The organism is Paracoccus albicereus, from assembly GCF_024359525.1.
GTDB lineage: Bacteria > Pseudomonadota > Alphaproteobacteria > Rhodobacterales > Rhodobacteraceae > Paracoccus > Paracoccus albicereus.
Window position 1 is genome coordinate 51,276 of sequence record NZ_JAKZEU010000006.1, and the last position, 20,134, is coordinate 71,409.

14 protein-coding genes and 1 tRNA gene are annotated in these 20,134 nt (G+C 64.3%); 4 read left to right on the forward strand and 11 right to left on the reverse strand.

Features of this window, described 5'->3' with window-relative positions; all coding sequences use genetic code 11:
- Positions 1-134 precede the first annotated feature (134 nt).
- Positions 135-2,999 carry an excinuclease ABC subunit UvrA gene (uvrA, locus tag MLD63_RS15525; protein ID WP_255330829.1) on the forward strand — a complete coding sequence of 955 codons (2,865 nt, stop codon included), beginning with the start codon at positions 135-137 and terminating at the stop codon, positions 2,997-2,999.
- Positions 3,000-3,035: 36 nt separating this feature from the next.
- On the opposite strand, the gene MLD63_RS15530 is transcribed toward uvrA, so the two are convergent.
- Positions 3,036-3,455, reverse strand: coding sequence for a hypothetical protein (locus tag MLD63_RS15530; protein WP_255330830.1), 420 nt, complete (start codon positions 3,453-3,455; stop codon positions 3,036-3,038).
- Positions 3,448-4,065 (reverse strand): DUF5671 domain-containing protein, encoded by a 618-nt coding sequence (locus MLD63_RS15535; protein WP_255330831.1) that lies wholly within the window; start codon positions 4,063-4,065, stop codon positions 3,448-3,450. Before MLD63_RS15535 ends, MLD63_RS15530 begins: the two co-directional genes overlap by 8 nt.
- Before the next feature lie 139 nt (positions 4,066-4,204).
- Here MLD63_RS15535 and MLD63_RS15540 point away from each other — a divergent pair.
- A tRNA-Gly gene (locus MLD63_RS15540) sits at positions 4,205-4,279 on the forward strand.
- 68 nt (positions 4,280-4,347) lie between these two features.
- On the opposite strand, the gene MLD63_RS15545 is transcribed toward MLD63_RS15540, so the two are convergent.
- Positions 4,348-6,837 (reverse strand): GcvT family protein, encoded by a 2,490-nt coding sequence (locus tag MLD63_RS15545; RefSeq protein WP_255330832.1) that lies wholly within the window; start codon positions 6,835-6,837, stop codon positions 4,348-4,350.
- Positions 6,838-6,954: 117 nt separating this feature from the next.
- Between MLD63_RS15545 and MLD63_RS15550 the strand changes: the two genes are divergently transcribed.
- Positions 6,955-8,274 (forward strand): MFS transporter, encoded by a 1,320-nt coding sequence (locus MLD63_RS15550; protein ID WP_255330833.1) that lies wholly within the window; start codon positions 6,955-6,957, stop codon positions 8,272-8,274.
- Here MLD63_RS15550 and MLD63_RS15555 read toward each other — a convergent pair.
- Positions 8,271-9,272 (reverse strand): 2-hydroxyacid dehydrogenase, encoded by a 1,002-nt coding sequence (locus MLD63_RS15555; protein ID WP_255330834.1) that lies wholly within the window; start codon positions 9,270-9,272, stop codon positions 8,271-8,273. The two genes, MLD63_RS15550 and MLD63_RS15555, sit on opposite strands and share 4 nt — an antisense overlap.
- Positions 9,273-9,431: 159 nt before the next feature.
- On the opposite strand from MLD63_RS15555, the gene MLD63_RS15560 reads away from it, so the two are divergent.
- Positions 9,432-10,037, forward strand: a complete 606-nt coding sequence (locus MLD63_RS15560; RefSeq protein WP_255330835.1) for an SH3 domain-containing protein — start codon at positions 9,432-9,434, stop codon at positions 10,035-10,037.
- Positions 10,038-10,049: 12 nt separating this feature from the next.
- Here the strand turns inward: MLD63_RS15560 and MLD63_RS15565 are convergent, their stop codons facing one another.
- The 7 genes from MLD63_RS15565 to MLD63_RS15595 form a co-directional block, all read right to left on the reverse strand.
- Positions 10,050-10,493: a hypothetical protein gene (locus tag MLD63_RS15565; protein WP_255330836.1), complete on the reverse strand. Its 444-nt coding sequence runs from the start codon at positions 10,491-10,493 to the stop codon at positions 10,050-10,052.
- A gap of 21 nt (positions 10,494-10,514) precedes the next feature.
- A complete protein-coding gene (locus MLD63_RS15570; protein ID WP_255330837.1) occupies positions 10,515-12,569 on the reverse strand; it encodes a M3 family metallopeptidase in 2,055 nt (684 codons plus the stop codon).
- Between the two features lie 71 nt (positions 12,570-12,640).
- The gene (locus tag MLD63_RS15575; protein WP_255330838.1) at positions 12,641-13,150 is read right to left on the reverse strand and encodes a hypothetical protein; all 510 of its coding nucleotides are present in this window, start codon (positions 13,148-13,150) and stop codon (positions 12,641-12,643) included.
- Positions 13,151-13,230: 80 nt separating this feature from the next.
- Positions 13,231-15,042: a sodium:solute symporter family protein gene (locus MLD63_RS15580; protein ID WP_255330839.1), complete on the reverse strand. Its 1,812-nt coding sequence runs from the start codon at positions 15,040-15,042 to the stop codon at positions 13,231-13,233.
- 12 nt (positions 15,043-15,054) lie between these two features.
- Positions 15,055-15,315 carry a DUF4212 domain-containing protein gene (locus MLD63_RS15585; RefSeq protein ID WP_255330840.1) on the reverse strand — a complete coding sequence of 87 codons (261 nt, stop codon included), beginning with the start codon at positions 15,313-15,315 and terminating at the stop codon, positions 15,055-15,057.
- A gap of 126 nt (positions 15,316-15,441) precedes the next feature.
- Entirely contained in the window at positions 15,442-17,397 is a 1,956-nt protein-coding gene (gene acs, locus MLD63_RS15590) for an acetate--CoA ligase (protein WP_255330841.1), read from the reverse strand.
- Between the two features lie 347 nt (positions 17,398-17,744).
- On the reverse strand, positions 17,745-20,036 hold the full coding sequence (locus MLD63_RS15595; protein WP_255330842.1) for a glycosyl hydrolase family 28-related protein: 2,292 nt from the start codon (positions 20,034-20,036) through the stop codon (positions 17,745-17,747).
- Positions 20,037-20,134 lie beyond the last annotated feature (98 nt).

Genomic DNA, 20,134 nt, shown 5'->3' on the forward strand with positions numbered 1-20,134 from the left:
GCTGCCGCCAGGACGATCAGGCGGCACTTTCCGATAGAAACCTTGTTCGGATGTTCTAGATATGTTCCCATGCGCCGGTTGCGTTTTCGACCTGCGTGACTATCTGATGCGCTTGACCTGAAGGGGCGCGGTCCATGGAACAGAAGTTCATCGAAATTCGCGGCGCGCGCGAACACAATCTGAAAAGCGTCGATATGGACATTCCGCGCGACCAGCTGGTGGTGATCACCGGCCTGTCTGGCAGCGGCAAGTCCAGTCTCGCCTTCGACACGATCTACGCTGAAGGTCAGCGCCGTTACGTCGAAAGCCTGTCTGCCTATGCGCGGCAGTTCCTCGACATGATGGGCAAGCCGGATGTGGATCACATCAGCGGCCTGTCTCCCGCCATCAGCATCGAACAGAAGACGACCAGCAAGAACCCCCGCTCGACCGTCGGCACCGTCACCGAGATCTACGATTACCTGCGCCTGCTGTTCGCCCGCGCGGGCACGCCCTTCTCGCCCGCGACCGGCCTGCCGATCGAGGCGCAGCAGGTCCAGGACATGGTCGACCGCGTGATGGCGATGGAGGAAGGGACCCGCGCCTACCTGCTGGCGCCGATTGTCCGGGACCGCAAAGGCGAATACCGCAAGGAATTCATCGAGCTTCGCAAGCAGGGTTTCCAGCGCGTCAAGGTGAACGGCGCCTTCCACGATCTGGACGAGCCGCCGACGCTGGACAAGAAGTTCCGCCACAACATCGATGTCGTGGTCGACCGGATCGTCGTGCGCGAGGGGCTGGAAACCCGTCTGGCCGATTCGTTCCGAACCGCGCTGGACCTGGCCGACGGCATCGCGGTGCTGGAAACCGCACCGACCGAGGAGGGCGCCGAGCCCGAACGGATCACCTTCAGCGAAAACTTCGCCTGTCCGGTGTCGGGCTTCACGATCCCCGAAATCGAACCGCGCTTGTTTTCGTTCAACGCCCCATTCGGCGCCTGCCCGGTCTGCGATGGCCTGGGCGTCGAGCTGTTCTTTGACGAACGGCTGGTCGTGCCCGACGCGGCGCTGTCGGTGGAAAAAGGCGCGCTCGCGCCCTGGTCCAAATCGAAATCGGCCTATCTGACGCAGACCGTCAACGCGCTGGCCAAGCATTACGGTTTCGACAAGAAGACGCCTTGGAAGGACCTGTCCGAAGACGTCCAGCAGATGTTCCTGCGCGGGTCGGGGAAGGATCAGATCAAGTTCCGCTTCGATGATGCCGGCCGCGTCTATGAGGTCAGCCGCGTGTTCGAGGGCGTGATCCCGAACATGGAGCGCCGTTTGCGCGAAACCGACAGCGCCTGGGTGCGCGAGGAGTTCGAGCGCTATCAGAACAACCGCCCCTGCGGTGCCTGCAACGGTTACCGCCTGAAGCCCGAGGCGCTGGCGGTCAAGATCGCCGGCAACCATATCGGCGAGGTCGTGGAATTGTCGATCCGCGACGCGCTGGCCTGGATCGAGGAAGCGCCGGCCGCGCTGTCCAAGCAGAAGAACGAGATTGCGCAGGCGATCCTGAAGGAAATCCGCGAACGGCTGGGTTTCCTGGTCAATGTCGGTCTCGATTACCTGACGCTCAGCCGGGCGGCCGGGACGCTGTCAGGCGGCGAAAGCCAGCGCATCCGGCTGGCCAGCCAGATCGGCTCGGGCCTGACAGGCGTGCTTTACGTCCTCGACGAACCCTCGATCGGTCTGCACCAGCGCGACAACGACCGGCTTTTGCGCACCCTGATGAACCTGCGCGATCAGGGCAATTCGGTGCTTGTGGTCGAACATGACGAGGATGCGATCCGCCACGCTGACTATGTCTTCGATATGGGTCCGGGCGCAGGCGTTCATGGCGGCACCGTCGTCGCGAAAGGCACGCCGGACGAAATCGCGGCCGATCCCGACAGCCTGACCGGCCAGTATCTGTCCGGCGCGCGCGAGATCGCGGTGCCTGCCGAGCGTCGCAAGGGCAACGGCAAGAAGGTCACCGTGGTCAAGGCCACCGGCAACAACCTCAAGGACGTGACGGCAGAGTTTCCGCTGGGCAAGTTCGTCTGTGTTGCCGGCGTCTCGGGCGGTGGCAAGTCGACGCTGACCATCGAGACGCTGTTCAAGACGGCGAGCCTGCGGCTGAACGGCGCCCGACAGACCCCCGCCCCCTGCGAGACGATCAAAGGGCTTGAGCATCTGGACAAGGTCATCGACATCGACCAGCGTCCGATCGGCCGCACGCCGCGCTCGAACCCGGCGACCTATACCGGCGCGTTCACCCCAATCCGCGACTGGTTCGCTGGTCTGCCCGAGGCGAAGGCACGAGGCTACAAACCCGGCCGCTTCAGCTTCAACGTCAAGGGCGGCCGCTGCGAGGCTTGCCAGGGTGACGGCGTCATCAAGATCGAGATGCATTTCCTGCCTGACGTCTATGTCGAATGCGAGACCTGCAAGGGCAAGCGCTACAACCGCGAGACGCTGGAGATCCAGTTCAAGGGCAAGAGCATAGCCGACGTTCTTGATATGACGGTCGAAGACGCGCAGTCCTTTTTCGCCGCGGTACCGTCGATCCGTGAAAAGATGGATGCGCTGATGCAGGTGGGCCTTGGCTATATCAAGGTCGGCCAGCAGGCGACGACGCTGTCGGGCGGCGAAGCGCAGCGCGTGAAGCTGTCGAAAGAGTTGTCGCGCAGGTCCACGGGCCGCACGCTCTACATCCTCGACGAGCCGACGACCGGCCTGCATTTCGAGGATGTGCGCAAGCTGCTGGAGGTGCTGCACGAGCTGGTCGATCAGGGCAACACGGTGATCGTGATCGAACACAATCTGGACGTCATCAAGACCGCTGATTGGATCATCGACATCGGCCCCGAGGGCGGCGATGGCGGCGGCAGGATCGTGGCCACCGGCACGCCCGAGGATGTGGCCGGCGTCGAGGCCAGCCATACCGGGCACTACCTCGCCCCGATGCTGAACCACGCGCGGGTGAAGGCGGCCGAGTGATCGCTGACAGCAGTGCGCCGTGGCAGATGCTGGCCGTCAGCCGCCGTCGCGGTACATGGCCTCGGGGATGTTGACGACGCGGCATCCCTGATCGTCGAATTCGCGATTGAACGGACCCCTAGCCCGATCAGGCGCAGTTTCGAACGTCGCGCAAAGCCGCAGGTTCTCGTCGTCAATCGGCTCGATCCGGTAGGCTTCGCCGGTCTGGCGATCGGCCCGTTGCGGGATGTCCGGACAGGATTCGGTCGCGGTCGGATCGGTGACGAAGGCGCGTGCTTCCATCGACAGGCAGCGAAGCTGGTTCTCGATCTCGCTCAGATCGACGCGCCGCTGGTCGTCACGCCGCTCAGCGCGGCCCTGTGCCGGACCGCCTGCAATCATGATGCCGCCTGCGATGGCAACCACCGCAAGGGCGGAGATCGCCGCAGTCGCCCATCCCTGCGCGGCCCTAGCCATCCAACTCCTCCCGGCAATAGGCCAGCACCAGCGCTCCCTCTATCGCGACCAGCGCGACCTTGGCGATGAAGCGCGACGACAGGTCACCGTTCAGGAACACATAGAGCACGGTCACCAGATCGCAGACCAGCGCGAGAATCGCGATCAGCGTCACCAGCGAGGCGATCCAGCGCCGCACCAAGGAACGCTGCCGCGCGGCCTGATCGTCACCACGCCGGTTGGCCCGGTGGTTCAGGTACAAAAACAGCGGCAGGAACGCGATCAGCGCCGCGATGGGCCAGCGCAGGACCCCCTGCCCCGAATAATAGATCTCTGTCGGGTCGGGCAGAAGCCGATTGATGATCCCGAAACCCAGCATCACGGTGTAGATGACGACGTTGGCCAGCGCGATGAACAGAAGCCCGTAAAGCAACGCTTCCCGTGCCGATACATAGGCCGACGGCCGTGGCACCGGCGGCAGGCCCGGAGAGACGGCCCAGCGGTCCAGCGCCCCCTCGATCTCGCGCGCCGACCAGCCGGCATCCGTCAGCGCGGCGGTGACATCGGCCCGGTCGCGCCCCTCCGCCAGTGCCTGCCGCACGAATTCGCCAAGCACGTCGCCGCTTTTCATTCCGCCTCCATCCGTCTCGCGATCATGCGTCAGCGACCCGACGCTCGCCAGTCGGAAAATTTCCGACTTTTCGCTTGCGCCTTCCGCCGGACTTTCATACATCACCCTCCACCGGCGGCTGAGGCCATCGGGACGGAGTGCGGGCGTAGCTCAGGGGTAGAGCATAACCTTGCCAAGGTTAGGGTCGTGAGTTCGAATCTCATCGCCCGCTCCAAAACAAAAAGGCCGGACCTTCACGGGTCCGGCCTTTTTGTTTGGCATCAGCTCCTGCAATGGACGGCGTCAGCCGTCCACCCGGATACGCGCATTGGTGGGATCATAGGGCGAATCCTCGGCCACTTCGGCATCGTAAAGGTTGCCCAGCATCCGAACCTTCAGCTTCGTGCCCGGTGTCGCCAGATCGGGGCGGACATAGCCCATGCCGATCTGCTTGCCGAATCCCACCGAATATCCGCCCGAAGTCAGGCGCCCGACCCGCTCGCCATTGGCGAAAAGCCCTTCACGACCCCAGGGATCGGCATCGTCGGGCCCGTCGATCAGCAGCGTCACGCAAAGGCTGCGGATACCCTTGTCCTGCATCGCCGCCTTGCCGTTGAAATCCTTGTCCAGATCGACGAAGCGGTCCAGCCCGGCCTCCAGCGGTGTCGCGTCGCGGCCCAGCTCGGTTCCGAAGGCACGATAGCTTTTCTCCTGCCGCAGCCAGTTCTGCGCCCGCGCACCGACCAGCTTCAGCCCGTGCTTCTCGCCCGCCTTGATCAGCAGATCCCACAGGTAGCGCCCGAATTCGATCGGATGATGCAGTTCCCAGCCGAGTTCGCCCGTGTAAGCCACGCGAATCGCACGGACCGGCGCCATCATCAGTTCGATCTCGCGCATCGAAAGCCACGGAAACCGCTTGTTCGACAACGCCGTCTCGGGCTCGGCATCGCGGATCAGGTCGGCGAGGATCGCGCGGCTGTTCGGACCGGCCAAGGCGAAGACACCCCACTGGTTGGTCACATCGTGGATGTCGACCGCGCCGAATTCACCGCCCATCTCTTCGGCCATCTTGCGCAGGTAGTCGCTGTCATAGTCCGCCCAGGCACCGGCGGAGATCAGGTAGTAGCGGTCTTCGGCCAGCCGCACGATCGTGTATTCCGTCCGCGTCGTGCCGGTTTCGGTCAGCGCGTAGGTCAGGTTGATGCGACCGACCTTGGGAAGCTTGTTGGTGGTGAACCAGTCGAGGAATTGCGTCGCGCCGGGTCCCGAAACCTCGTGCTTGGCAAAGGCCGAAGCGTCGATCAGGCCCGCCGTCTCTCGCAGCGCCTGCGCCTCGTCACGCGCGTATTGCCACCAGCCGCCGCGGCGGAAGCTGCGGGAATCGTGATCGCTGAAACCCTGCGGCGCGTAATAGTTCGGCCGTTCCCATCCGTTCACCTGACCCATCTGCGCGCCCGCCGCAATCTGGCGGTCATAGGCGGGTGCGGTGCGCAGCGGACGGCAGGCCTCTCGTTCCTCGTCGGGGTGATGCAGCACGAAGACGTTGGCGTAGGCTTCCTCGTTCTTGCGCGCGGCATATTCCGTGGTCATCCAGCGCCCGAACCGCTTGGGGTCGAGGCTCGCCATGTCGATCTCGGCCTCGCCCTCGGTCATCATCTGGGTCAGGTAGTGGCCAATGCCGCCCGCCGCGGTGATCCCGAAGCTGAACCCTTCCGCCAGCCACATGTTGCGCAGGCCGGGCGCCGGGCCGACCAACGGGTTGCCATCGGGGGTGTAGCAGATCGGGCCGTTGAAATCGTCCTTGAGGCCGACTTCCTCGGACGAGGGGATGCGGTGGATGAAGGACATGTATTCCTCCTCGATCCGCTCCAGGTCCAGGGGGAACAGGTCGGCGCGGAAGCCTGCCGGCACCTCATAGGGGAAGCGCGCGGGGGCGCCGTCCTCATAGGGGCCGAGAATCCAGCCGCCGCGTTCCTCGCGCACATACCATTTCGCATCGGCGTCGCGCAGGACCGGATGTTCGGGGTGGCCTTCAGCGCGAAAGGCGGCCAGGGCCGGGTCGCGATCCGTCACGATGTATTGGTGCTCGACCGGGATCGCGGGGATCTTGATGCCCAGAAGCCGCGCGGTCCGCTGCGCGTGGTTGCCGGTCGCGGTGACGACATGCTCGGCATGGATCTCGAACGTCTCGCCCGCGCCGACCAGGTTGCCGCCGCGATCGACCATCCGCTCGCAGGTGACGATCCATTCCTCTCCGGTCCAACGATAGCCGTTGACCTGGATCTTGCGCTCCAGCGTGGCGCCCGCCATCCGCGCGCCCTTGGCCATGGCCTGCGTTACGTCGGCGGGGTTGATGTAGCCGTCGGTCGGGTGGAACAGCGCGCCCTTCAGATCCTCGGTCCGGACCAGCGGCCAGCGGTCCTTGATCTGCTGCGGCGTCAGGAATTCGTGCTCGATCCCGATCGTCTCGGCGGTCGAGGAATACAGCTTGTATTCGTCCATCCGCGCATCGGTCTGGGCCATGCGCAGGTTGCCACAGCGGGTAAAGCCGGCGTTCAGGCCGGTTTCTTCTTCCAGCCGGGCATACAGTTTGACCGAGTAATCGTGGATGTGCCCGGTCGCGTAACCCATGTTGAACAGGGGCAGCAGCCCCGCCGCGTGCCAGGTCGAGCCCGCGGTCAACTCGTCGCGTTCAACCAGCATCGTGTCCCAGCCTGCCTTGGCAAGATGGTAGGCGATGCCGCATCCCACCGCGCCGCCGCCGACAACCAAGGCCTTTACATGGGTTTTCATGGCGCATGCCCCTCATATTTCACGCAACTCTCTTGCCAGAGCGCGCCTGATCGCGAAAGTTCGGCGCGACGGTTTGCGACCGAAAGCGACCTCTGACGACAAATGGAAGGACAGCCCATGCAACTGACCATCGACGAAGCGCTGACGCGCGGCGGTGCGGGGGCGTTCCAGAAGCGTCTGCTGGGCATCTTCGGGCTCGTCTGGGCGGCGGACGCGATGCAGGTCATCGCCGTGGGCTTCGCCGCCGCATCGCTCGCCTCGACCTTCGGGCTGTCCATTCCCGAAGCATTGCAGACCGGCACGATCTTCTTTCTGGGCATGTTCGCGGGCGCCTGGCTTTTCGGTCGACTGGCCGACCGGATCGGGCGTCGCAACGTGCTGATGCTGACGGTGGCCTGCGACGCCATATTCGGCATCGCCTCGGCCTTCGCCGGCAATTTCGAACTGCTGCTGATCCTGCGGTTCCTGACCGGCGCGGCGGTGGGCGGCACCCTGCCCGTCGATTACGCGATGATGGCCGAATTCCTGCCGCCGAAAAACCGTGGCCGCTGGCTGGTCTTCCTGGAAGGCTTCTGGGCCGTTGGCACCATCGTCATCGCCCTGACCGCCTGGATCGCATCCAGCATGGGCATCAAGGAAGCGTGGCGCGTGATCTATTTCGTCGCGGCCGTGCCCGCGGTCATCGGAATCTTCCTGCGCCTCTGGGTGCCGGAATCGCCGATGTACCTGCTGCGCCGCCGCCGCGAGCCCGACGCGCGCGAGGTGATGAACGCGGTTCTGGCAGAAAACGGGGCCGAGCGCCTGCCTGACGACGCGCGTCTGATCCTGCCCGCCCCGGACAAGGGCGTCGAAAAGGGCGGTATCTTCGCCCCGATCCTTCGTTCGCGCACGATCGCCATTCTGCTGGTCTGGCTGCTGGTGTCAGTTTCCTACTATGGCATCTTCATCTGGATGCCGCTGCGGCTGGCCAGCGAGGGCTTCGGCTTCGTGCGCGGCTACGGCTTCCTTGTCCTCGTCGCACTGGCCCAGATCCCGGGCTACGCGCTGGCCGCCTGGGGGGTCGAGCGGTACGGTCGCAAGCCGACGCTGCAGGCCTTCCTGATCCTGTCGGCGGCCGGATGTTTCCTGTTCACGCTGACCTATTCGCCGATCCTGATCGCGACCTCGATGCTGCTGATGAGCTTCGCGCTGCTGGGTACCTGGGGCGCGCTCTATGCCTTCACCCCAGAGCTTTATCCCACCCGCCTGCGCGGCACCGGCATGGGCACCGCAAGCGCAATGGCCCGCCTGGGCGGCCTGGCCGCACCGACCATCGTGGCGCGCGTCGTCGAACAGGGCTTTGGTCTCGCCATCGGCATGTTCGCCGCCTGCCTCGTCGCGGGCGCGGTGGCGTTGATGCTGGTGAAGACCGAAACGAAGGGCCGCGTGCTGGGCTAGAGCATCGACGGAAGAACCAGATCCGGGGGGCGGTGGCCGTCGGCGAAGGTCTTGATGTTGATGATGACCTTCTCGCCCATCTCGGCGCGGCCCTCGATCGTGGCGCTGCCCATATGCGGCAGAAGGACCACGTTCGGCAGTTCGCGCAGGCGGGGATTGATCTCGTGTCCGTGCTCGAAGACGTCGAGGCCGGCGCCCGCGATTTCGCCCGCGCGCAGCATCCGGGTCAGGGCGTTCTCGTCGATCACCTCTCCACGTGAGGTGTTCACGACGACGGCCGAGGGTTTCATCAGCTTCAGCCGCCGGGCGTTCAGCAGATGGAATGTCGACGGCGTATGCGGCGCGTTGACGCTGATGATATCCATCCGCGCCAGCATCTGGTCCAGGCTTTCCCAGTAGGTCGCGGACAGGTCCGTCTCGATCTCGGGGCGGAGGCGCTTGCGGTTGTGGTAATGGACCTGCATGCCGAACACGTTGGCCCGCCGCGCGACCGCCTGCCCGATCCGGCCCATCCCAAGGATACCCAGACGCCGCCCGCCGACGCGTCCGCCCAGATGCGCGGTCGGTGACCAGCCGCCCCAGCGGCCTGCCTGCATCTCAGCCAGACCCTCGGGAATGCGGCGGGTCACGGCGAGGATCAGCGCCATCGTCATGTCGGCCGTGTCCTCGGTGACCACGCCCGGTGTATTGCTGACCAGGACGCCACGCTGGCGGGCGGATTGAACGTCGATATGGTCCACGCCCGCGCCGTAATTCGCGATCAGTTTCAGACGGTCGCCCGCCTGCGCCAGCATGTTCGCGTCGATCTGGTCGGTCACGGTCGGCACAAGAATGTCGGCGCCGCGCATGGCCGCCACGATTTCATCGCGCGACATCTTCGCGTCGGTTTCGTTCAAGGCGACGTCAAACAGCTCCTTCATTCGCGTCTCGACCGTCTCGGGCAGGCGGCGTGTCACCGCGACACGCAGCCGCGAAGAGGGCGAGGCGGATGGGGGCATGAACGAACCTCTTCTAGCTGTCGGCCGTGCGGTGGCACGCTTTCATTGGCAAAGCGCTTATGGCAAACTGCCCGTGATGTGCGACCGGCACAAGTCCCCGACAGACGGGACGGCACCAAGGTCGCGATCGCCAAGAAAAAGACGACGAGCGGGCAGGACATGAACAAACTCAACGGGCTGGCGCCGTGCGCCACTGCGTTCGCATGGGCTGTGATGGCGGTGCTTTGGTCGGGTCCTGCCGCGGCGCAGGATCCCGGCATGACCCCCGAAGCGCAGGCAGCACAGCTGATCCAGGCGCAAAGCGCCGATGCGCAGATCACACGACGCACCGATCCCAACCGTGGCGCGATCACCAATCTGCCCCTGCCCCGCTATGTCAGCCTGAAGGGCGGCGAAGGCAACGCGCGGCGTGGCCCCAGCCTGTCGCACCGGATCGATTGGGTGTTCCGGCACGCCGGGATGCCGCTGCGGGTGGTCGCCGAATTCGGTCACTGGCGCCGGGTCGAGGATCGCGACGGCGCCGGGGGCTGGGTGCACTATTCACTGCTGTCCGGTGTGCGCACGGTGATCGTGGAACAGGACATGACCGAGTTGCTTGCGCGCCCCGCCACCGGTTCCGATGTCGTGGCCCGTGCCGAGGCGGGTGCGATCCTTCGCCTGGGCGAATGCGAGCCAGATTGGTGCCGGGTCTCGGGTGGTGGACAGCGCGGGTGGGTCCCGAAGACGACGATCTGGGGCGTCGATCCCGACGAGACCCGCGAATAGTCCGGAGGAGCGCTACATCACGGAAGCGGTGATCGCGGCCGACCGTGCGGCGGCGCCTGCCGCATCGATCGTCCGTTGTGCATCGGGTGCGGCACAACTGAGATAGGTCAACGTCACACCGTCATCCGTCATGTGAAGTTCACCCGGCGCGCTTTCCAGCCGGACGTTCCGGGTGAAGTTGCTCCCCTCGCCGGTACAGGCCAGGACCGCATCGCCCGTCGTCTGATCGTAAGACGAGACCGTGCAACTGGATTCGTAGAAGCGGAAGTTGCCGCCCGTGACCGACAGGCTGGTCAGCGAGTTGGGCTGGCCGCATTCGGTTCGCGCAAGGTTGTAGTCGCCCGCCAGCGCGGCGATCCCGGCGGGAGGCGTGCCCTTTCCGTCGGACGGCGCGACGGCACATCCCGCCAGACCCAGGGTCGCGGCAGCAACGAGATAGGTGATCTTCATGGTCATCGTTCCCTGTCTGGGCGGCGCTCAGTTCAGGCCGCGTCCTTTCAACAAGGCATCGACCCCCGGCATCCGTTCCCTGAACCGCGTCCAAAGTTCGTCCGCTGGTGCCGATCCGCCACGCGACAGGATCGTGTCTTCCAGCCGTTTCGCGGTCTTGGGATCGAAGATGTCTCCCGCCTCCTCGAACGCGGCGAAGGCATCGGCGTCCATCACCTCGGACCAGAGATAGGAATAATATCCACTGGAATAGCCGTCGCCCGAGAAGACGTGGCTGAAATGCGGCGTGCCATGACGCATCGGGATCGCGGCGGGCGCGCCAAGCCTGTCCTGCAATGCACGCTGACGCGCCAGCGGGTCGGCAGGCGGCTCGCCCGAGTGGAAGTCCAGATCGACCAGCGCGGATTGCAGATACTCTGTTGTCGCGAAACCCTGCTGGGCACGGTCGGCCGCGACGATGCGCTTGCGAAGATCCTCGGGCAGCGCTTCGCCCGTCTCGTAGTGTCGGGCATGCGCATCGAGCACCTGCGGCTGCTCCAGCCAGTGTTCGTAAAGCTGGCTCGGCAACTCGACGAAATCGCGGGCGACTGATGTCCCCGAGATCGAGGGCCAGGTCACGTCCGACAGGATGTGGTGCAGCGCGTGGCCGAACTCGTGGAACAGGGTGTGGGCGTCGTTCCAGGACAGGAAGGCTGGCTCGCCCGGTTCGTCCGGGGGCGTGAAGTTGCAGACATTCACGACGATCGCGCGCTGTCCCCCGCCCGGCGCAGGCCGGGCATCGTCAGGACCACCCAGCTTGTGCTGAACCTGCAGGCTGGAACACCACGCGCCCGACCGCTTCCCCGGACGCGCGAAGAAATCACCGATGAACGTCGCCATCGGCTTGCCGTCCCGCGTGATCGTCCAAGCCCGCACATCCGGGCGCCACAGGGCGGCGTTGATCGGATCGAATTCCAGCCCGAACAACCGGTGCGCGGTATCGAAGACCGCGCCGATCATCGCGTCGAGCGTCAGATACGGCTTGACCGCGCTGTCATCCAGATCGTGCTCCGCCTTGCGCCGCCGCTCTGCGTAATAGCGCCAGTCCCACGCTTCCAGCGCGCCGTTGATGCCGTCACCGTGCAGCATCTCGGTCAGCTTCGCCTCGTCGTCGGACGCGCGGCGCATCGCCGCCTCCCAGACCTCGGTCAGAAGCGCGCGGACCTTTTCCGCGTCGCCGGCCATTTCGGGTTCCAGCTTGTAGGACGCGAAATCGGCATAGCCCAGCAATTGCGCGCGTTCGTGGCGCAGGGCCAGGATCTCGGTCAGGATCGGCAGGTTGTTCGTTTCCTCGCCGCCCGCGCCCTCTCCGCTGCCGCGCCGGGTCCAGGCGGTGAAGGCCGTTTCACGCAGGGCACGGTCGCTGGCATGTTCCAGGAACGGCACAATCAGCGAGCGGTTCAGGGTGATCACCTGCCCCGTCAGCCCGCGCTCGCGCGCCGCCGCCCGCATCGACGCCACAAGCCACGCAGGCAAACCCGACAGACCGCTATCGGGCACAGGCAGGACGTAATCGCGCTCATCCGTCAGCACGTTCTGCGAGAATTGCGTGGTTAGGACCGCCAGCCGGCCACGGATCTCGGCCATACGCTTGCGCGCATCGGTCCCCAGCCCCGCGCCCGACCGTTTCAGATCGCGCAGCGCCAGTTCGGTTACGCGGCGATCCTCGGGCTCCAGCCGCTCCAGATGCTCGGCCACCTGCGCCACCCGGTCATAAAGCCGCGGGTCCATCCCTACCTTGCTGCCGTAAGCGGCAAGCTTGGGGGCGAAATCCCGTTCCAGTTCCTGCCGTGCGGGGTTCGAGTCGGTGCCGGCCAGCGTGTAGAAAACCGCAAGGACACGGTTCAGACCTTCTTCCGCCATCTCCATCGCTGCGATCGTATTCTCGAATGTCGGCGAGGTGGGGCTGGACGCGATCGCCTCGACCGCCGCTTCGGCGCGGGCCAGTTCGGTCTCGAAGGCGGGGGCGAAATCCGCATCCTCGATCAGATCGAAACGCGGCAACCCGTGCGGGCCGCTCCATTGCGTGAGTTCGGGGTTCATCGCTTGTCTCCTGCCGTTCGGAGCGCGACCCTAGGCCCTATGCGCGGCAGAGGAAAGCCGACCCGGCAGCATCATTTCGCAGCCGGGCATAACGACCCCCGTAAGGGATCGTCCGCTGCCAGCGGCTGCCATTCGGCGACATCGCCATTCGCCGCGACCAGCCCCTGCCGATTGCCCGCGCAATCGGCCACGATCCGCATGGTCAGCGTCGGACGCCAACGCTCGACCAGAAAGACCCGCGCGCGGGCTCCGCCTCCACCGGGCTGCACCGTCGCCCTGTCCAGCGCGGCGAAACGGGTGGTGGCGGGGATCACGAAGCTCCAGGGTCGGAACGCCTTGCCGCCGGCCCCGGTGCTGAGGATCTGAACCGTATCGGGCAGCTGCGCCTTCAGCCTCGGATACCACGTGTAATCGTTCCATATCGCGTAGCCGAGCATCGCGGCCCCGATCGCGGCGGGCATCAGCCAAGCGGGCAGACCACGGCCTGACAGCCCAGCCCAATGGCGCAGGATCAGCACCAGCGCCGCCGCACCGACGCCGACGGCAACCACGCCCAGAATGTCCAATCCGACACCGCTCATCTTGACCCCTCGTCCGTTCGAAAAGCGAAAGCCGGCACGAGGTCCGCGCCGGCTTTCCCGTCATGTCACCGATGCCGATGTCAGTGCATCGCGGTCGCGCCCGAAGCACCCTGGGGCACGCGGATCGACTCGACCAGTTCCTGCACCTCGACCGGCGGCTCTTCGGTTGCGTTTGACACCAGATAGGCGACGCCGAAGTTGATGATCGCGCCGATCACCCCGAAGGATGCGGGCGAGATCCCGAACAGCCAGTTTGCCGCGTTGTCTTCCAGCATGTTGGTGCCGGCGATGAAGAACCAACCCTTGTAGATGAAGACGTAGATCAGCGTCGAGACGATGCCCGCGACCATGCCCCAGATCGCCCCCTGCTGATTGATGCGCTTCGAGAAGATGCCCATCATCAGAACCGGGAAGATCGAGGACGCGGCAAGCCCGAAGGCCAAGGCCACGGTCTGCGCTGCGAAGCCCGGCGGGTTCAGACCCAGCAGCGTCGCCACAAGGATCGACACCGCCATCGAGATCCGGGCAGCGAGCAGTTCGCCCTTTTCGCTGATGTTGGGATTGAACGCACCCTTCACCAGGTCGTGGCTGACTGCACCCGAAATGGCGAGCAGCAGGCCTGCCGCCGTGGACAGGGCCGCGGCCAGACCGCCTGCCGCCACGATGGCGATGACCCAGCCGGGCAGGTTCGCGATTTCAGGGTTGGCGAGAACCATGATGTCGTTGTTGACCGTGGTCAGCTCGTTCCCCTGCAGCCCCTGCGAAGCGGCCATTTCCGCCGCCGGACCGTCGGTTGCGGCGTCGTTGTAGTGCTGGATCAGACCGTCGCCGTTCTTGTCTTCCCAGTTCAGCAGACCGGTCACCTGCCAGTTGCGCATCCAGCCCAGCTGATCGCTGTTCTCGATGTCTTCCAGCGACACGGCCGGCTGACTGAAGGTCTCGCCCGTCGCGGCTCCGGGCCACATCGTCGTGGTCAGGTTGAAGCGCGACATCGAGCCGACGGCCGGCGCGACGGTGTAGAGAAGTGCGATGAAGACCAGCGCCCATCCCGCCGATTTGCGGGCGTCCGCCACGCGCGGCACCGTGAAGAAGCGGATGATCACGTGCGGCAGACCCGCGGTCCCGATCATCAGCGCCAGTGTGAACAGCACCATGTCCAGCGTCGACTTGTGGTGCCCCGTGTAGGAGGTGAAGCCGAGATCGGTCACCACCCGGTCAAGCGTGGTCAGGAACTTCTCACCCCCGCCGTTGAGCGAGCCGAAAAGCCCGGTCTGCGGCAGCACGTGCCCGGTCAGATTCAGTGCGATGAAGACCGCCGGGATCGTGTAGGCGACGATCAGGACCAGATATTGTGCCACCTGCGTGTAGGTGATGCCCTTCATTCCGCCCAGAACGGCATAGACGAAGACCAGCGCCGCACCGATCCAGAGGCCGGTCGAATTCGACACCTCCAGATAGCGCGAGAAGGTCACGCCGACGCCGGTCATCTGGCCGATCACATAGGTGATCGAGATGATCAGCAGGCAGACCACCGCGATGATCCGCGCGGTGCGCGAATAAAAGCGCTCGCCGATGAACTCGGGCACGGTGAACTTGCCGAACTTGCGCAGATAGGGCGCAAGCAGCAGCGCCAGCAGCACGTAGCCGCCGGTCCAGCCCATCAGGTAGGTCGAGTTGTCGTAGCCGGTGAAGGCGATCAGACCGGCCATCGAGATGAAGGACGCCGCCGACATCCAGTCGGCCGCTGTCGCCATCCCGTTCATCACCGGGCCGACGGACCGATTGGCTGCATAGAATTCCGAGGTCGATCCCGCACGGGCCCAGATGGCGATGCCAATATACAGCGCGAAGCTGAGGCCGATGAAGATCAGGTTAAGGGAATACTGGCTCATGTTTCGTACTCCCTACTCTTCCACGCCGTAGTCGCGGTCAATCTTGTTCATCCGCGCGGCGTAAAAGAAGATCAGCACGATGAAGACCAGGATCGAGCCTTGCTGCGCGAACCAGAAGCCAAGGTCCGTGCCTCCGATCTTGATCCCCGACAGAAGCGGGCGAAGGATGATGGCGAAGCCGTAGGACACCAGCGCCCAGATGGCGAGGCAGATCCAGATGACCCTGACATTGGCCCGCCAGTAGCCCATGCGGTCAGATGTTTTCGTGTTCATGTCCCTCGGTTCCCTCCCTTGTCGGACATTTCCCTCCCGGTTCCGCCGCTTTTATGATGTCCGCCCCGGTCACCGGCGGCGTGCCGGGGCGCTGGACCCGCTTGCTGACGCAAGCGGGTAATAAAATTACTTCCCGCGATTCATGCGGTTTGCAATCAAATCATCGACGACTTCGGGTTCGGCCAGCGTCGATGTGTCGCCAAGGCTACTATAATCGTCCTCCGCGATCTTGCGCAGGATGCGGCGCATGATCTTGCCGGACCGGGTTTTGGGCATTCCGGGTGCCCACTGGATCAGGTCGGGCTTGGCGATGGGGCCGATTTCGGTCCGCACCCATTTTTCCAGATCGGCGCGCAACTCCTCGCTGGGCTCGACTCCGCCCATCAGCGTGACATAGGCGTAGATGCCCTGCCCCTTGACCGGATGCGGATATCCGACGACCGCGGCTTCGGCGACCTTTTCATGGGCGACCAGCGCGCTCTCGACCTCTGCCGTTCCCATCCGGTGGCCCGAGACGTTGATGACATCGTCCACACGGCCGGTGATCCAGTAATAGCCATCCTCGTCGCGACGGCAGCCGTCGCCGGTAAAGTAGTAGCCCGGATATTGCTGGAAATACGTCTCCATGAAGCGTTGGTGATCGCCCCAGACCGTGCGCATCTGCCCCGGCCAGCTGTCGGCGATGCAGAGCACGCCCTCGGCGGGATCGCCCTCCTGAACCTTTGCGGATTCGGCGTCCAGAATGACCGGCTTGACGCCGAAGAACGGCAGCGTGGCCGAACCGGGCTTCGTCTCGATGGCACCCGGCAACGAGGTGATCATGTGCCCCCCGGTTTCGGTCTGCCACCAGGTATCGACGATCGGGCAGCGGCCCTTGCCGATATTCGTGTCGTACCAGTTCCAGGCCTCGGGGTTGATCGGCTCACCCACGGTGCCCAGAACCTTCAGACTGGACAGGTCGTGCTTTTCGACGAACTCGGTGCCCTTGCCCATCAGTGCGCGGATCGCCGTGGGTGCGGTGTAAAACTGGTTGACCTTGTGCTTGGCGCAGACCTCCCAGAAGCGGCCAGCATCGGGGAATGTCGGCACCCCCTCGAACATCAGCGTGGTCGCACCGTTGGCCAGCGGGCCATAGACGATATAGCTGTGCCCCGTGACCCAACCCACGTCGGCGGTGCACCAGTAGATGTCGCCGTCATGGTAGTCGAAGACGTATTCATGCGTCATCGCGGCATAGACCAGATAACCGCCGGTCGTATGGACGACGCCTTTCGGCCGTCCTGTCGAACCGGATGTATACAGCACGAACAGCGGATCCTCGGCCCCCATCGCCTCTGGCTCGCATTCTGTCGACGCCTCGTTCATCAGCGCGGTCAGGTCGATGTCGCGTCCTTCGGTCCAGGTCGTCTGGCCGCCGGTATGTTTCACCACAAGGCACTTCACCCGGTCCGAACAGCGCAGCAGCGCCGCGTCCGCATTCGACTTCAGGGCCGTGGCCTTTCCGCCGCGCGGCGCTTGATCGGCCGTGATCAGGATGTTGGCGCCGGAATCGTTGATGCGGTTGGCCAGCGCGTCCGGCGAAAAGCCCGCGAAGACGATCGAATGGATCGCACCGATCCGCGCGCAGGCAAGCATCGCATAGGCTGCCTCGGGGATCATCGGTAGATACAGGACAACGCGGTCGCCCTTGGCCACGCCCTGATCGCGCAGCACGTTCGCCATCCGGTTCACCTGCTCGGACAGTTCACGATAGGTGATGTGCTTGTGATCGTTCTGGGGGTCGTCCGGCTCCCAGATGATCGCCGTCTGGTCGCCGCGGCTTTCAAGATGGCGATCGATACAGTTGACCGAGACGTTCAGCTGTCCATCTTCGAACCACTTGATGCTAACATTGCCGAACGTGAAATCGGTGTTCTTGACCTTGGTGAAAGGCTTGATCCAGTCGATCCGCTTCGCCTCGCGCGACCAGAACCCGTCGGGATCGTCGATCGACTCCGCATAGAGCCGCGCATAATCGTCGGCCTTGGCGCGGGCGTTTTCGAACCCCTCCGGTATCGCGTGCTTGGCGACCGTGTCCGTCATCGCAGACCTCCCTCTCTGTGTTCCGGACGCCAAACACGAGCCTTAGCCAACGATGGCGCCCCCTCATCCATCGCATGCAATCTAGTCGGCTTGTTGCAGGGGGTAAATGTCTTTCTTTTTTGGCGATACTTCACTCATAGGATTGATGTTAAAAGAGAATCGAGTGGAGGCTGGGCACCTCAGTTATCGTCCGCAAGCGTCGAATGGTGCCCCGCCGGCAGAGGCAGTGAAAAACGAGCGAACAAGAATCGATCTTGGCGAGGCATAATCTGGAAACAAAAGAACGCCGTCGCGAATGATCGCGACGGCGTCGATGGCGTCTTAGGAGGTCGGCTAACGCGCCCGGCTCAGCCCGGCATATCCATCCTCACCTGCATCGCCACGGTACCCTTCACCGCGCTTTTCCAGTTCAGCCGCAACTGGCGGTGGCTCGCGCCGATCATCGTCTGCGTCCATGGCATTTCAGCCACGCGCGCCCCCGCCGCATTTGTGATTGGCGTTTCCGCCACGACTGATCCGATGGACCTGACCCAGCCCATGAAAGGCAGCCCCCGCACGACGGCCGGCGTCCAGGTCACGGCAGCGGCGGCTTGCTGATGGCGCACAAGCAGTGGGTTGGCCACGTAGGTCTCGATCCCGTTGAACGTGTTTCCGTCGAACTGGATGTTGCGCATGCTGTTGTAGTCCAGGTCGGCAAAGGACGTATCCACCCGCTCGATCCGTTGAACCGCGCCATCCAGCGCCTTGAACACGTTGCCCGATACGGTCAGCCCGTGAATGAAGTGCCCCGGACCATAGGGCTTCACGGTCAGCCAGGTGAACCAGTTCACGGTGTTTGAACACAGGAAGGTGTTACCGGTGATGGTCAGCCCCCCGAAACTGTACTGGCTTCCGGTGAATCGCGGTCGGGCCGAATGTTCGTTCGTCCATTCGATCGAGGAATTGTCGACATAATTGCCGGTGATCGTGGTCTGCACGTTGGTCAGCGTCAGCACCAGCCCGGCATAGCGCAAGCCATCCTTGCGGCCGTCGCCCTGAAACCAGTGGTTGCCGCTGATGATATGGCCGCCGCCATTCGCGACCATGAAATGGCCGAAGCGGACGAAGCGGTTGTCGCGGATCTTGGTGTCGTTAGCGTTCACGTTGATCGCGATCGACGTGCGGTCCTGCGCGTTCTTCTCGGACTCGTTCGAGATGAACTGGCAGCGATCGACCAGCAGGTCCTGACATCCTCGCCCGATCGAGGTGATGCCGCGGTCGCGCGGACGGGTGACGTAGCAATCGCGGATCGAGAACATCGACCCCGACGGCGGCAGCATGATTCCGCTGGCGACGCCGTTGCAGTGCAACTCAAGATCGACGAACTGCAGCCGGTCGAAATTGGTGCAGCCCGAGAAATCGAACAGGTAGCGATACCGATGGAAGGCGTAGGTTCGCGTCGCCGAACCGCCGTAAAGAGGCTGCGACAACGTCAGCGATTTGGCCGCGACGTTGCGGGCACGGACATAGACCTCGCGCCCGACGCCGTTGCCGATCACCCGGCTGCCGACCTCGATCGCAGCGACGTTCGCCACGTTGGTCAGCTGATAGGGGCTGTTGATGTCGTATTTGGCGGTGCTGGTGGCCGTTCCGGTGCGAAAGGCTGCTGTGTTCAGCGCAAGGATCTGACCGTTTGCGATAGACCGCCGGCTTGACCACGACCGTCCCTTGACCAGGTTGTGGATCTGGATCGGCCGCGCCAGATCCACGCGCCGACCGCGCAGATCCAGCTCGACGTGATCGACATAGCCGAACATGGCTTGCAGCGCCTTTTCCAGACCCAGCGTCTCGTTGCCGAAGGCGTCGGCGTAGGTGGGGAAATCGAAGCTTTGCATGAAGGCGATGCGGACCGCGGCGGGCGCGGTCAACGTGCCCTTGAAACGGATCGGGGCGTTGATGCTGAGATCCGAACCGATCCGATAGCGTCCTTCGGGAACAAGGATGCCGCCGCCCTTGGCAGCCCTGTCGGCGGCGATGAAGGCCGCGCGGTCGTCCGTCGTGCCGTTACCAATCGCCCCGTAATCGCGCACATCGACCCAGTCGATCATCGATGGGACGAAGGCCGCAGTGATATCCTCGATCCTGACCGACTCGATGCGGATCGAGCCGCCGTTCGCGCCGACCAGATCCAAGCCGAAATGCCCGAAGACCGGCACCGTGCCCCAGCGCATGTCCACGCCCGGCCGTGCCCCGACGCCGACGATGGCGCTGACCTCGATGATGTCGCCGTAGCTGCGCATGGCGACGGCGGGGCCGACCTCGACGAGCCCGCCGACATGGGTGCGCGAGGCGGTGCCTGCCCACCCCGCGATCCGCGCACTGCAAAGCGGTCCGGCGATGGCTTTCAGGCGGGCCGAGACGCGCAGATAGACGCCGGGGATCATCGGGGTCTCGCCCACGAAGCGCAGGCGGGTGATCGTGTCGGTCTTGCTGATCTCCATGCACACGCCGAAATCCTGATCGCCCGGCACGATTCCGGCATTCGGCGCATCCGACCAGCGTGGTGAACCCGATGTGCCATCGGTGCGCGACCAGACACGCAGCCCCGCACGGAAATCGGGCGGCATCAACTGCAATCCGTTGGTGATGGCAATGTTCATCGCGACGTCTCCCAATCAAACCGGCCGCCCGGGGCGGCGTGATTGGTCAACAGATAGTTTACGAACGGTTAACGCGGCCTGAATCGCCCGCGCGGCGC

What these genes read in the sequence shown, in the direction of transcription:
- MLD63_RS15555 (WP_255330834.1), bottom strand. Translation starts at nt 9,272, where the DNA reads ATGCCCCCATCCGCCTCGCCCTCTTCGCGGCTGCGTGTCGCGGTGACA.
- MLD63_RS15560 (WP_255330835.1), top strand. Translation starts at nt 9,432, where the DNA reads ATGAACAAACTCAACGGGCTGGCGCCGTGCGCCACTGCGTTCGCATGG.
- MLD63_RS15580 (WP_255330839.1), bottom strand. Translation starts at nt 15,042, where the DNA reads ATGAGCCAGTATTCCCTTAACCTGATCTTCATCGGCCTCAGCTTCGCG.
- MLD63_RS15575 (WP_255330838.1), bottom strand. Translation starts at nt 13,150, where the DNA reads ATGAGCGGTGTCGGATTGGACATTCTGGGCGTGGTTGCCGTCGGCGTC.
- MLD63_RS15535 (WP_255330831.1), bottom strand. Translation starts at nt 4,065, where the DNA reads ATGAAAAGCGGCGACGTGCTTGGCGAATTCGTGCGGCAGGCACTGGCG.
- MLD63_RS15595 (WP_255330842.1), bottom strand. Translation starts at nt 20,036, where the DNA reads ATGAACATTGCCATCACCAACGGATTGCAGTTGATGCCGCCCGATTTC.
- acs (WP_255330841.1), bottom strand. Translation starts at nt 17,397, where the DNA reads ATGACGGACACGGTCGCCAAGCACGCGATACCGGAGGGGTTCGAAAAC.
- uvrA (WP_255330829.1), top strand. Translation starts at nt 135, where the DNA reads ATGGAACAGAAGTTCATCGAAATTCGCGGCGCGCGCGAACACAATCTG.
- MLD63_RS15550 (WP_255330833.1), top strand. Translation starts at nt 6,955, where the DNA reads ATGCAACTGACCATCGACGAAGCGCTGACGCGCGGCGGTGCGGGGGCG.
- MLD63_RS15570 (WP_255330837.1), bottom strand. Translation starts at nt 12,569, where the DNA reads ATGAACCCCGAACTCACGCAATGGAGCGGCCCGCACGGGTTGCCGCGT.
- MLD63_RS15585 (WP_255330840.1), bottom strand. Translation starts at nt 15,315, where the DNA reads ATGAACACGAAAACATCTGACCGCATGGGCTACTGGCGGGCCAATGTC.
- MLD63_RS15530 (WP_255330830.1), bottom strand. Translation starts at nt 3,455, where the DNA reads ATGGCTAGGGCCGCGCAGGGATGGGCGACTGCGGCGATCTCCGCCCTT.
- MLD63_RS15545 (WP_255330832.1), bottom strand. Translation starts at nt 6,837, where the DNA reads ATGAAAACCCATGTAAAGGCCTTGGTTGTCGGCGGCGGCGCGGTGGGA.
- MLD63_RS15565 (WP_255330836.1), bottom strand. Translation starts at nt 10,493, where the DNA reads ATGACCATGAAGATCACCTATCTCGTTGCTGCCGCGACCCTGGGTCTG.